This window comes from Alphaproteobacteria bacterium, assembly GCA_015062495.1.
In the GTDB taxonomy this organism is placed as follows: Bacteria; Pseudomonadota; Alphaproteobacteria; order Rs-D84; family Rs-D84; genus Enterousia.
In genome coordinates, this window is sequence record SUUN01000001.1 from 143,749 (window position 1) to 156,773 (window position 13,025).

The window sequence follows — 13,025 nt, forward strand, 5'->3', positions numbered from 1 at the left end:
ATGCAAAAATCAGAACCTTTTGTTAGCGCTGAAACGGTTTTTAGTGTGACAGATGCATCTGCACTGTTAAAGGGTGTTGTGGAAACCGCGTTTCCGCGGATAAAAATTCGTGGCGAGTTATCGCAAATTACGCGCGCAACATCTGGGCATATGTATATGACAATCAAGGATGCGGGTGCGGCAATTTCTGTGATTATATGGCGCGGCACACCAGTGTCATTCAAACTGGAAGATGGGATGGAAGTTATTATAACCGGGCGGTTTACAACGTATCCGGCGCGCAGTAATTACCAGATTGTTGCCAGTGAAATTGAAATGGCGGGAGTGGGCGCAATTCTGAAAATGCTGGAAGAGCGCAAGCGTAAACTGGCGGCCGAAGGTCTGTTTGATGAGGCGCGTAAAAAGCCCCTGCCCCGATTGCCACAAAGAATTGGTGTTGTAACCAGTCCGACTGGCGCGGCGTTTCAAGATATTCAAAATCGTTTACGGGAACGATTTCCGGTGCATGTGTTGTTGTATCCGGCGACTGTTCAAGGCGCGACAGCAGCGGCCGAAGTGGCAGCGGGCATTGAATACTTTAATCGTGAAAATAATGTTGACGTTATTATCGTTGCGCGTGGTGGTGGCGCACTGGAAGATTTGTTGCCTTTTTCCGAAGAGGTTGTGGTGCGTGCAGCCGCGGCCAGCCATATTCCGCTGATTTCGGGTGTCGGGCATGAGCCAGACTGGATGTTAATCGACTTTGCGGCGGACTATCGTGCGCCAACGCCAACCGGCGCCGCCGAGGCCGTTGTGCCAACCAAGTTAGCGTTGTCGCAGGAACTGGATAATATGTGGGTGCGATTGTCGGGGAACTTTACAACGCGTTTGGTTAATGCAAAACAGCGTATTGAATCGATAAGTATAAAAAGTCCAAAGCAGTTGGTTATGGAACATGCCCAGCGTCTGGATGATTTGGGGCGGACAATGAATATTATTGTTAATGCAAAAATTGCCGCTGCACATCAAAAAATGGATGTGGTGTCGGCGTTTCCAAATATATTGCAAAGCCGAATGGCGGTGTTAGGACAATCTGTGGCGCATCTGGGACAGATGTTAAATTCGTTAAGTTATAAAAGTGTGTTGTCGCGTGGGTTTGCGATTGTGCGTGATGAAAATAATCAGATAATCAGTCGCGCAGATGGTGGTGTGCCCAAGACAATTGAGTTTGCAGATGGAATTATCCAGATATGATGTGATTATTATTGGTGCGGGTGCGGCGGGGCTGAGTGCCGCGGGTGTCTTGGCGCGTCGTAATAAACGTGTTGTGGTGTTTGATATGGGCGCGCAGCCCGGGCGCAAGGTTTTAGCGTCAGGTGGTGGACGTTGTAATATTACAAATTTGGCGGTAAAGTATGACAGGTATTTTGGTGAAAATCCGGACTTTGTGCGTGGTGCAATCAGTCGCGTATCACCGTATGATATTATTAATTGGGCGGATTCGCATGATATAGCGTTGGTTGAAAAAAATGCGGGACAGTATTTCTGTGCCGATGGTGCGGGTGTGGTTTTGGATGCGTTAATGTATGATGCACATGGTGTGGATTTTGTATATAACACGGCGGTTGACTGTGTGCGCAAAGATGGTGATGATTTTGTTGTTAATGGTTGTGTGGCGCGGTCTGTGATTGTGGCGACAGGCGGCACTTCGTTTGGTGCGTTGGGGGTGTCGGATGCGGGGCACAAGATTGCGCGTGCGTTTGGACACAGAATTGTGCCGGTGCGCCCCGCCCTGTGTGCGTTGGCATTTGACGGCGCGCCGACAGAATTGGCGGGTGTGTCATTGGATGCGATTATTACGATTGGAAAACGGTCTGTGCGGGATTCGTTGTTGTTTACGCATTTTGGCATTGGTGGGCCGGCGGCGTATCGTGCCAGTTTGTATGATTTGAGCGGTGGTATTTCCATTAACTTGGTGCCGGATGTTGATATGTTTGCGGAATTGCGCAATGCTAAAAAAACACAGGGGCGCAAGACTGTGGCGGGCGTTCTGGGGCAATGGATGCCAGCGCGTGTTGCAAAATGGATTGTTGGGGCGAACGTGCGTAATATTGCCGATGTCAGGGACGCAGAATTAGAAACAATCGCGCGACAGATTTCATGCTTGCAAGTGGCGGGGAATAAGATAAAGTATCACGGCATGGCCAGTGCCGAGGTTGTGCGCGGTGGCGTTGATACCAGTCAAGTATCGTCCAAGACGATGGAATCTAAATTATGTCCAGGGTTATATTTTGTGGGCGAAGTGTTGGATGTTGCGGGCGATTTGGGTGGTTTTAATTTACACTGGGCGTGGGCCAGCGGACGCGTAGCCGGCGAAAATGCATAAGTATAAACAAAGGGTTAATTATGGATGTTAAGAAAAAGGTTTTATCGGTCGCGGGACATGTAATTCATGATTTTCATCCCGATGCCGATGTGCAACAAAGTTTTGAAAATCTGGGGTTGGATTCGTTGGATAGGTTTGGGCTGATTGCTGATGTGGAACACGAGTGTAACGTTTCTATGCCGACAAAACTGGTCGATAAAATAAATTCTGTTGGCGATATTGTTGTCGCGGTTGAAAATTTAAAACGGGTGAAAAAAGCACGTGATACGTGGGTTCCGTGTACGTTTAATTGTGCGCTGCAATGTGCGTATATGTCAAATGTGCCCGATACGGCTAAATATCGTGCGACGATTGGGCCGGAAGTTAATTTTTGTGAAAGGATTGCCTGTAATTTATATGGCAAACAACGATAAGAAAATAACCGCCGTTTGGCGGTTTTTTATTTCTGTTCCCCGATATATATGCCCATATTGGCGGCAACCGCCAATAAAGGGTTGTCGGGGGATACGTATGCGTTTGATGTTATTAGTTCGGGTATCTTGGGGTCGGTTACACATTCGCCGGACGCAACAAATTCAGACAATGGGATTGTGTGAACGTTGTCGCATTCCAGTGTGGTCATGACATATGTTTCGCCGTTTTCAATCGCGTTTAATGCACAATCTGCAAATCGTGTGGCCAGTATTCGATCGGTTGCGATTGTATCGCCAGAACGTTGGGTGTGTTCTGGAAATGCGGTGCGGTTTACAATGCCAGCAGCGGTCAGTTTGCGTGAAATCATATCGGCAGGACGGCCGGAATGACCGCGTAATGTAATTCCTTCGGAAACGATAATTATGCCGTAATCTGAATTAGATGATTTGATATGTTTAACTAGATTATCAATGTTGAATTTGATTTCTGGTATTAATATCGCCGATACGCCAGTGGCAATTCCTGCGTGTAATGCCAACATGCCACAGTCGCGTCCCATTGCCTGGACAACGAACCAGCGATGGTGGCTGCGTGCGGTTAACATTAATTGATCGCAGAATGTTGTTAACTGTTGTACAGCGGTATCGAATCCGATTGTACGATCGGTACATGGTATGTCCATATCGATTGTTTTTGGAATGCATATTAGTTGCAAGTCGCGATAGATTTCGCGGTTTGCCCAGGCCAACGATAAACTGCCATTGCCCCCAATTAAAATTAATGCGTCCAGTTGCAGCGCGCGCAATGATTTGCGTAATTGTTTATTAAATGTGTCAACGCGCCCTGTTTCGGCGGCGGTTTCAAAGTTCAATGCGGTTGCGCGTCCGTTGTGCAGAAAACTGCCCGACAGGCGTGCGTTTTCAATTGGTAACAGCATATCGTTTAATTTTATGACCGCCGGTGGGTTTACGCACAGGCCATCTGTGCCATCCAGAATACCGTATACGTCCCAGCCACGCAGGTGTGCGCCCGTCATAATCCGCCATATTGCAGTGTTCAGGCCGCTGCAATCGCCACCTGTTGTCATAATTCCAATTTTCTTCATATAAATCCCCTGTTTTTTGTAAAATTATACCACAAATAAATTGACAAAGAAATATTATTTGGAATAATTTGTCTAAATTAAAATATAACCTAGTTCCGCAGGAGTTTGTGCGATGTCAAAACAGAATAAAAACAATAATATGGGAAAAACAAAACGTTCCACAGATGATTTGATTAATGATGCAATTGCCCAACAAAATGATTGGCAGGAAAATCGTCGTGAATATACGCGTGGATTTTTGAAGTCGCTGAATATGTTTGCGCGTCCGTCGGTCAAAAAACAGGAAAATCAATCTGTGGCCGCCGCTGATGCAGGGATGGCGCGCAGTCGCCACAGCGCATTACGTGCGTATTGGTTTCCGATTGCCTGTGCCATGGTGGTGATATTTATTGCGGTGTGGGTTATGTTTATTCGTGGTGCAACGCAACCGCGTGTTATTGTTGTGCCCGCTGTGCCAGAGCCAGTTGTGCAACGTGTTGATAATATAACAGTGCCGACGTTTGATATTGTTCGAATTGAAAAAGATGGTGATGTCGTTATTGCGGGACGCTGGTTGCCACATCAGAATATTTCAATCATGGTAAATAACAAGATTGTTGCAACAGAACGTACAGATTATGCGGGCGAGTTTGTGTATACGACCTCAACTGCGTGGAAGCCGGGTAATTATACCATTGCTTTGTTGGGCGCAGAACCAGAAGTAAAATCGTCAGACAAGGTGTTCGTTTATATTTCAGATGCAGGTGTGGAAAATTCTGTGTCTTTGTTGATGACCAAAGAAGGCAGTACTTTATTACAGGCGCCGGCAATGTTGCGCGATGGTGACTTGGCAGTATCCAAGATTGATTATTTAGATACGGGTCGCATTGTTGTGTCGGGTGATGGGTTGCCACGTTTGCGCGTGTCGTTGGCGTTAAATGGTGATTATATGGGCTTTGCCCGTGTGTCAGATCACAGACATTTTGGTCTGGGGGCGGATGTCGGCGAACTGGAAAGCGGCAAGGAATATGAGTTGGCCGTGCGTATGCATGATGGTGATGGGCGTACAATCGGGACAGTGCTACATAAATTTGTTATGCCAGAAATGACAGGCGATGATGATACATACTATACTGTCCGTCGCGGGGATTGCTTGTGGATTATTGCACGTAATTTCTTGCGCCGTGGGGTGTTGTTCAGTGTTATTGCAGAACGCAATGCAATACAAAATCCTGATTTGATTTATCCAAAACAGTTGTTGCAAATTCCAACATCGGGCAAGCATTAATGAACGGCAATCATAATAAAATTAGTTTCGCAATAAAAAACACCAATTGGTGTAATTTGAAATGTGCACATTGCAGCGAGTGCAGCGGGCCACACGTTGCGCCAAATATCATGCCATTGGACAAGGTTGAACAATATATTGGCGAGTTCTGCGCGATGCCGTTGCCAAAGTGGGAATACATGGTGTTTACAGGTGGCGAAACAATGGCGCCCTATTTTATGAAACAGTATGAATATATACCGCAGTGTCTGGAAATCGCGGGACGCGCAGGTTTGGCACCGTTTATTAAAACAAATGGTGTGTGGGGAACGGACGATGCGTTGCGTCGTCGTATATTAAACGACTGTGCGAATGCGGCGATAAAAAATAATACAATGACATCAATGGATGTGTCTATTGATGAATTTCATAACACTGTTCCAGCGGTGGCGCGTATTATCCAGGAAATTGTTAGCAGTGAACATTTGGCGCGTTGTGTGCGGGTGTCGATTTCAGGATTAGATACATTGAAATCACATGCGCAGTTTAATTATCTGATTGCATATCTAAAAGCGCACAATATTCATGTGTTCCCGTCGGGCAATACGTTTATTGCGGCACGTGAAACGATTGGGACCAAGATTTTGTTCGATTTTGGGACGCCTGTGTCACAGATGGGGCGCGCAAAACAAAATAATATTGGTGAAGTGCGGCCGGATGGTTCGTCAGATGCGGTTTGGGGAAACTGTTTGCAGATAGATAATGAAGATGTCGCGACGCTGAACTATTTTCATAAAACGCCGGTGAATGGACGAACCGTCTATGATGTGACCCAGGAATTATTACTAAGGACCAGATAAAATGTCAAAAAGAATACCGGATGAAGAACTGACGCCGGCGCAGTTAGCGAAACGCGAACGTCGCAGACTGTATCGCGAAAAAAATCGCGAAAAAATCGCCGCGCAAAAACGTGAATATTATTTGCGTAATATTGATAAGTTTAAGCAGCGCGCACGGAAACAAATGGCAACTATGACGCCAGAAGAACGCGGCGTCAAGGACGCAAAGTATCGCGCAAAAAAACGCGAGCAAATTCGGGCGCGCAAACGTCAGTACTATGTGGCTCATGCCGATGCGTACAAGGAACGCGCAAAACGTTATTATCATAGCCTGACGGCGGAACAGAGAATGGATTTGGCACGTGCCAGAAAGCCCAGCCGTATAGCGTGGCGCGAAAGGAATCGTGAACATTTGGCGGATAAACGGCAACAGTATTATGCGGAAAATAAAGAACGTCTGAAAACGGTTGTTCAGCGGTATTATAAAGAACATGTGGAAGTTTTATCTGAAAAACGGGCGGTGGCGTATACGGAAAAAGTAAACGCGCGACAGATGTGCCCGGCGTTCAGATTTGTTGAATATCTGCGATTGAAAGAAAATGCGCGGTTTGTTGTTGTGTATAAGCCGCATATGAATTTGGCGCATTTGGCGGCAAAAACATGCACGGCAATTCAACAGGCGGATTATAAATTGTGTCCGATTTGCAGAAATGCTAGAATTGCAAAGGATAAAATGGTGGCGGCCTGCCCTATGCCCCGGGTGTTTGAATTTGATGATGCAGTACAGCAAATTCGTAGATTCGCAAAACAGATTGTCGCAGAAAATAAAAGATAAAAATCGTTCTGGACATGGGGGGATTTTTAGTATATTATTTGCCCTGTTCCGACTGCGGGCGTGGTATAATGGTAGCACGTCAGCTTCCCAAGCTGAAGACGAGGGTTCGATTCCCTTCGCCCGCACCACGCTTGTCTTTTGGTTTGTTTGAATCGGGTATTCTCTCTTCTTCGTCTAAAACTCGTTGCTAATAACGCAACTCGTTAAGACTGCGATACGTTTGGATTCCCTTCGCCCGCACCAAGTTTAAAGTTGGTTGTGTTTGAGTCGGGTATCCTTGTGACGCACACATCAATTCGTTGCTAATAACGCAACTCATTGTGTGTTTATACACGCGGATTCCCTTCGCCCGCACCAAGATTGTCTTTTGGTTTGTATGAATCGGGTATCCTCTCTTCTTCGTCTAAAACTCGTTGCTAATAACGCAACTCGTTAAGACTGCGATACGTTTGGATTCCCTTCGCCCGCACCATCCGCTTTCTCTGACGCTACAGCGAGATTGGGGGGTATCCGCTTTCGCTGACGCTACAGCGAGATTGGGGTTGTAATTATTTGAATAAATATTTGACTTTTGATTAGTTTTGGTTCATAATAGGTGCGCAAATCCCAAAGATTGCCATTATTGTATCGCCAGTTCGCAGTATGCGTGTGGTACATCATCCGACGAGTGTTCGTCCTTGATGGCGGTTTTCTTTGTGGAAAAAACAGTTAATAAATATAAGGAGCAAAATTATGGCAACTGTTATTCGTTTGGCACGTTTCGGTGCGAAAAAACGCCCATATTATCACATTGTTGTGACAGATTCACGCAATGCACGTAATTCGGGTAATGTATTGGAAGTCGTTGGTAAATATGACCCAATGCAGGCAAAAGATAGCGATAAACGCGTTATCTTGAAATTGGATGAAGTTAAGGCATGGTTGGCCAAAGGGGCACAGCCATCTGATCGTGTTTACAAGTTCTTGGCCAAAGCCGGCTTGGTAAAACCAAAGGCGATTCCAGTTCAGACCAAAAAACATTTGCAGTCTGAAAAAACACAGATGAAAATCAAGGACAAAGCCGACAAGTTGGCAAAAATTGCCGCCGAAAAAGCAGCGGCAGAAGCCGCAGCCAAGGCTGCAGCAGAAGCGCCAGCCGAAGAAGCACCAGCAACAGAAACAGCTGAATAAATTTTGCTTTGATTGCCCGGGGCGACCCGGGCAAGGTTTTGTTATAAGGGTATGATAAATGGTAGAATGTTATTGCCCACATGCACCGGGGCTGGAATGTTCGCAGGTTGAACGAACAGATGAGTTTTATCGCCAGATGTCTGAGTCGTTATTGGCGAATAAACCGGTGATTTTCCTGACGGGTGGTCAATGCCCTGCGTATAGTGTTGACTGTATCAAGTTGGTCGAATACAAAGAACAAATGAAAAAGCAAAGATAATATGACAGACGTTAAACAAATCTTGGTCGGAAAAATTGTCGCGCCACAGGGTATTCGTGGCGAGGTACGCGTACAGTCTTTTGCGGAAAAAACAACGGACTTTCAGAAGTTTAATGTGTGTAGCAATCGATTTGCAGACGGTGATTTTAAATTTGTGCGCGCAGTGCCAAATTCAAATGTTGTTATTGCCAAGATCCGTGGCGTTGATGACCGAAATGCCGCCGAAGCGTTGCGGGGAACAGAATTGTTTATAAATCGGGACGCCCTGCCCGATTTGAATACGAACGAATACTATCAGGCGGATTTAATTGGGTTTGCAGTTGTACGCGATGGTGTCCAGATTGGTGCTGTGGATTGTTTTCAAAACTATGGCGCGGGCGATATTATTGAACTGGACAATGGTGATATGGTGTCGTTTGTTGGGGCGTCTGTCGACTTGAATGGCAAAGTAATAGTGGTTAGATAAAATGCATTTTAATATACTGACCATTTTTCCAGAAATGTTTCCAGGGACGCTGGCGGGCGGCGTTGTTGGACGTGCGTTGGACAAGAAAATCTGGACATATGATGTGGTTAATATTCGGGACTTTGCTATAAATAACTATGGCAGTGTTGATGATACCCAATTCGGTGGCGGTGCGGGTATGGTTATGCGACCAGATGCACTGGGTGATGCGTTGGATTCAATTAAAAATCCAGGAAAAATTATATACTTTTCGCCACGCGGGGCAACGCTGAACCAAAAAATGGTGCGCGAATTTGTTGCCCAGCCCGATGCGACATATACCCTGCTGTGTGGTCGGTACGAAGGAATTGATGAACGAATCATCGAAGAATATGATATAATGGAACTTTCCATCGGGGATTATATACTGTCGGGCGGTGAAGTTGCAGCCCAAGTTTTTATTGACAGTTGCGTTCGCGTGATGGATAATGTGGTTCACGGTGGTGCGGATACCACCGAAAACGAAAGTTTCGAAATCGGCGGGTTGGAATGGCCGTTATATACCCGTCCGTCAGTATGGCGTGGACGAAGCGTCCCAGAAGTCCTGCTGTCCGGTCACCACGGCAATATCGAACGGTGGCGGAAACAACAATCGGTTGACATAACCAAAGAACGTCGACCGGACTTAATAAAGGAAAATGAAAAATGAGCATTATTAAAAAAATCGAAGCAGCCCAGATTGAAAAATTAAAGGGCGACAAAAAAATCCCAAACTTCAAGGCCGGGGATACATTAAAGGTTCACGTCAAAATTAAAGATGGTGATAAATTCCGTATCCAGGTTTTCGAAGGTGTTGTTATCGCACGCGATGGCGGCATGGGGAATAATGCATCCTTTACAGTACGTCGTGAATCATACGGTGTTGGTGTGGAACGTAAATTCCCACTGTACAGCCCTGCAATCGAAAAGATTGAAAAGGTTCGTATTGGTAAAGTACGTCGTGCAAAGTTATTCTTCCTGCGTGGGTTGTCAGGTAAAAAGGCGCGTATCGTCGAAGACTTGGCAGCAACAAGTGCAGAAAAGAGTGCAAAATAATAAAACCCGCCAATTGGCGGGTTTTTTTAGTGTCTGAAAAATCCCCCAATTGGGGGATTTTAATTATTTCTTTTCAGAAAAGTCCGCGTCGACGGTGCCGTCGTCGTTTTTCTTTTCTGTGTCGGCGGATGCGCCCTGCTCGGCCTGTTGGGCTTTGTAGACCGCTTCGCCCAGTTTCATGGCGCGTTCGGTTAACGCTTCGGTTTTTGATTTCAAACTGTCAACCGTTGCGTCAGCCTTGGCCAATTCGTCGGCTAATTCTTTTTTCGCATCTTCGATTGCTTTTTTATCATCTTCGCTGATTTTATCACCGTGTTCTTTCAGTGATTTTTCAATGCTAAAGATAGCGGTTTCGGCGGTATTCTTGGCCTCGGCCAGTTCGCGTTTTGCCTTGTCCGCTTCGGCGTTGGCAGCGGCTTCGTCAACCATGCGTTTGATTTCGTCTTCGGACAGACCGCCGTCGGATTTGATTGAAATCGCCTGTTCTTTGCCGGTGCCTTTGTCCTTGGCCGATACGTGTACGATGCCGTTTGCGTCGATATCAAATGACACTTCGATTTGTGGCATACCACGTGGGGCCGGTGCGATACCTTCTAGATTAAATTGGCCCAGTAATTTGTTGTCCGCCGCCATGTCGCGTTCGCCCTGGAATACACGGATGGTTACGGCCGACTGGTTGTCTTCGGCGGTGCTGAATACCTGGGATTTCTTGGTTGGGATTGTTGTGTTGCGGTCAATCAGACGTGTGAACACGCCACCCAATGTTTCAATGCCCAATGATAATGGCGTTACGTCCAGCAACAGAACGTCTTTGACATCGCCCTTTAATACGCCACCCTGGATGGCTGCGCCCATACCGACAACTTCGTCTGGGTTCACGCCCTTGTGTGGTTCGCGACCAAAGAATTCTTTGACCGTTTCGGCAACCTTGGGCATGCGGGTTTGACCACCGACCAAGATAACTTCGTTAATCTGTGATTTTTCCAGACCTGCGTCCTTTAATGCCTTTTTGCAAGGTTCAATTGTGCGTTCAATCAAGTCCGCAACCAACGATTCCAATTTCGCACGTGTCAGGGTTGTGTTAAAGTGCTTTGGCCCCGTCGCGTCCGCCGTCAAGAACGGCAGGTTGATGTCTGTGGATGTTTTAGACGACAATTCGATTTTTGCCTTTTCAGCGGCTTCTTTTAAACGTTGCAATGCCAGTTTGTCGCCCGACAGGTCAATGCCAGTCTGGGATTTAAATTCAGCAATCAAGTGTTCCAAAATACGCGCGTCAAAGTCTGAGCCACCCAGGGTCGTGTCGCCGTTGGTTGATTTTACTTCGAATACGCCATCGATAATTTCCAAAATAGATACGTCAAATGTACCACCACCCAGGTCATATACTGCGATGATGCCATCTTTGCCTTTGTCCAGGCCGTATGCCAATGCCGCGGCCGTTGGTTCGTTAACAATACGCAATACGTTCAGACCCGCAATGCGACCGGCGTCTTTGGTTGCCTGGCGCTGGGAATCGTTAAAGTATGCAGGAACGGTAATAACCGCGTCGGTGACCGGTTCACCCAGATAGGATTCGGCGTCTTTTTTCAATTTTGCCAAAATCATTGCAGAAATCTGGGATGGGGCATATTTCTTGCCGTCCATTTCAACCCATGCGTCGCCATTGTCGCCCGCAACGATTTTATATGGAACGCGTGCCGCAATTTCACGGACAGCTGGGCTGTCAAAGCGCAGACCCATTAAACGTTTGATTTCATAGATTGTGTTTTCGGGGTTGGTGACCGCCTGATTCTTGGCTGTGATGCCGACCAACTGTTCCCCGTTTGATGTCAATGCAACAACGGATGGGGTTGTGCGCTGACCTTCGGAATTTTCAATGATTTTTGGGTCAGAACCGTCCATGAACGCCATGGCCGAATTTGTTGTACCCAAGTCAATACCAATTACTTTTCCCATGTTTTTCACTCCTGTTAAAAAATTTGCTTACCCACCATATAGTTATGCAAAATTTGATTTCAAGTGGCAATAGACAGTTTTTCTTAAAATAAAACATAATGTTGTATTTTTAGGATTTTGTGGTATAATTGGTGTGAACTCAATGGGATTGGGTTCGGGGTTGTAGAAAGCCCTTATCGTGTACGGGCGACATTCAGTGTCGCTCAATTTTGCCCCCGACATGTGGTCGGGGTGTCGTTGGCTATACAACAGGCATTCGCCAAAGGCCAGCGAAATCATCACACGATATGATTTTCTAACACCCCGATCGTCAATTTCATTTGACGATTATTTTTTATGCAAGAAAGGGGTAAGAAATGTCAGATGCAGAATTGGATGCGTTAAATGCTGCTATTGCTGGAATAGCAGAAAGAATGGCTGATGGGACCGTTGGAAAAACAGTAACGAAAGATAAAGAAGGAAATATTATAACCATCATGGAAGAGAGTATGGGTCGCCGTATTATTACCCAGTATGATAAAGAAGGGCGTATAACAGTTTCGCAAATCTTGAAGGATAATGATGTTGTGAATTTCAAGGACGGATATATTTCCAGTATTATAAAGTATGAAGAAGATAGTTATAGTTTTGCCTATGGGGCGTTGGGAATGAATGAAATTCAGTATGGTGAAAATGGGCGTATGTTATCGTCTGTACACAAGGTAAGAATACGAGATAAATCTAGTTTTCGAAACGAGCCTGGTAGTGGCAAGTGGATGACGACGGACAAGACGACATACTATGACAATGGTCATATTGCGATACATACCACGTATAAACAAAGAACACAGAATACGGGACGTGGTAATGCGGACTCTTGGGACAATAGCATTCATGGTACAGACAGGGACGAAACAGATGTGGCAGAATCTTTTGTGTCATCAATTGAACAAATGGACGAAAGTGGCAAGTTGTTGCTGTCGGTGCAATTGCATGAATTTGACGAAGTTAACTATCACCCCACAGGGCGCGTTGCGTCAATTCTGCGCAAGGATAAAGACAATAATCCAAAAACCATGACGTCGTATGATGATGTAGGACGAATTTTGAATCAAATGGTTTATCAAGACGGCAAAGTGATTTCGTCGGTAGACTATGTGGATGGCAAGCCTGTGTCCAATGTCCAGCAAGGTAATGAAGAATATCAAAATATTTTTGACCGGGCGGGAGAACGCGTTAAGAAACATGCCAAGGATAAAAAGGCGGTTGTGAGCCCTGCCCCGATTAAAGAACATGAATAACTAATAAAAGGAGAGT

General features: G+C 46.0%; 14 protein-coding genes and 1 tRNA gene. 13 read left to right on the forward strand and 2 right to left on the reverse strand.

Annotated elements, in window-relative coordinates; all coding sequences use genetic code 11:
• The 3 genes from xseA to E7008_00730 are packed head-to-tail and all read left to right on the forward strand — an operon-like array spanning position 1 to position 2,778.
• On the forward strand, positions 1-1,233 hold the full coding sequence (gene xseA, locus E7008_00720; GenBank protein ID MBE6456453.1) for an exodeoxyribonuclease VII large subunit: 1,233 nt from the start codon (positions 1-3) through the stop codon (positions 1,231-1,233).
• Complete coding sequence (locus tag E7008_00725; GenBank protein ID MBE6456454.1) at positions 1,181-2,365, forward strand: aminoacetone oxidase family FAD-binding enzyme; 1,185 nt, start codon at positions 1,181-1,183, stop codon at positions 2,363-2,365. Before xseA ends, E7008_00725 begins: the two co-directional genes overlap by 53 nt.
• A 20-nt stretch (positions 2,366-2,385) precedes the next feature.
• Positions 2,386-2,778, forward strand: a complete 393-nt coding sequence (locus tag E7008_00730; protein ID MBE6456455.1) for an acyl carrier protein — start codon at positions 2,386-2,388, stop codon at positions 2,776-2,778.
• A 26-nt stretch (positions 2,779-2,804) separates the two neighbouring features.
• Here E7008_00730 and E7008_00735 read toward each other — a convergent pair whose 3' ends face one another.
• A complete protein-coding gene (locus E7008_00735) occupies positions 2,805-3,884 on the reverse strand; it encodes an ATP-dependent 6-phosphofructokinase (protein ID MBE6456456.1) in 1,080 nt (359 codons plus the stop codon).
• Positions 3,885-3,996: 112 nt separating this feature from the next.
• Here E7008_00735 and E7008_00740 point away from each other — a divergent pair, with 112 nt between their 5' ends.
• From E7008_00740 to E7008_00780, 9 genes are all read left to right on the forward strand, one after another.
• Positions 3,997-5,151, forward strand: coding sequence for a LysM peptidoglycan-binding domain-containing protein (locus E7008_00740; protein MBE6456457.1), 1,155 nt, complete (start codon positions 3,997-3,999; stop codon positions 5,149-5,151).
• A complete protein-coding gene (locus E7008_00745) occupies positions 5,151-5,990 on the forward strand; it encodes a radical SAM protein (protein MBE6456458.1) in 840 nt (279 codons plus the stop codon). The genes E7008_00740 and E7008_00745 overlap by 1 nt, the downstream gene beginning before the upstream one ends.
• A 1-nt stretch (position 5,991) precedes the next feature.
• The gene (locus E7008_00750) at positions 5,992-6,804 is read left to right on the forward strand and encodes a hypothetical protein (GenBank protein MBE6456459.1); all 813 of its coding nucleotides are present in this window, start codon (positions 5,992-5,994) and stop codon (positions 6,802-6,804) included.
• Between the two features lie 54 nt (positions 6,805-6,858).
• Positions 6,859-6,932, forward strand: a tRNA-Gly gene (locus E7008_00755).
• Between the two features lie 604 nt (positions 6,933-7,536).
• Positions 7,537-7,974, forward strand: coding sequence for a 30S ribosomal protein S16 (gene rpsP / locus E7008_00760; GenBank protein MBE6456460.1), 438 nt, complete (start codon positions 7,537-7,539; stop codon positions 7,972-7,974).
• A 58-nt stretch (positions 7,975-8,032) separates the two neighbouring features.
• Positions 8,033-8,233 carry a hypothetical protein gene (locus E7008_00765; protein ID MBE6456461.1) on the forward strand — a complete coding sequence of 67 codons (201 nt, stop codon included), beginning with the start codon at positions 8,033-8,035 and terminating at the stop codon, positions 8,231-8,233.
• 1 nt (position 8,234) lies between these two features.
• Positions 8,235-8,699: a 16S rRNA processing protein RimM gene (gene rimM / locus E7008_00770; GenBank protein MBE6456462.1), complete on the forward strand. Its 465-nt coding sequence runs from the start codon at positions 8,235-8,237 to the stop codon at positions 8,697-8,699.
• A gap of 1 nt (position 8,700) precedes the next feature.
• Positions 8,701-9,387 (forward strand): tRNA (guanosine(37)-N1)-methyltransferase TrmD, encoded by a 687-nt coding sequence (gene trmD / locus E7008_00775; GenBank protein ID MBE6456463.1) that lies wholly within the window; start codon positions 8,701-8,703, stop codon positions 9,385-9,387.
• Positions 9,384-9,773 (forward strand): 50S ribosomal protein L19, encoded by a 390-nt coding sequence (locus tag E7008_00780; GenBank protein MBE6456464.1) that lies wholly within the window; start codon positions 9,384-9,386, stop codon positions 9,771-9,773. Before trmD ends, E7008_00780 begins: the two co-directional genes overlap by 4 nt.
• A gap of 63 nt (positions 9,774-9,836) precedes the next feature.
• Here E7008_00780 and dnaK read toward each other — a convergent pair whose 3' ends face one another.
• Complete coding sequence (gene dnaK / locus E7008_00785; GenBank protein MBE6456465.1) at positions 9,837-11,729, reverse strand: molecular chaperone DnaK; 1,893 nt, start codon at positions 11,727-11,729, stop codon at positions 9,837-9,839.
• A gap of 356 nt (positions 11,730-12,085) precedes the next feature.
• On the opposite strand from dnaK, the gene E7008_00790 reads away from it, so the two are divergent.
• Positions 12,086-13,009, forward strand: coding sequence for a hypothetical protein (locus tag E7008_00790; GenBank protein MBE6456466.1), 924 nt, complete (start codon positions 12,086-12,088; stop codon positions 13,007-13,009).
• The last annotated feature ends 16 nt before the right edge of the window (positions 13,010-13,025 follow it).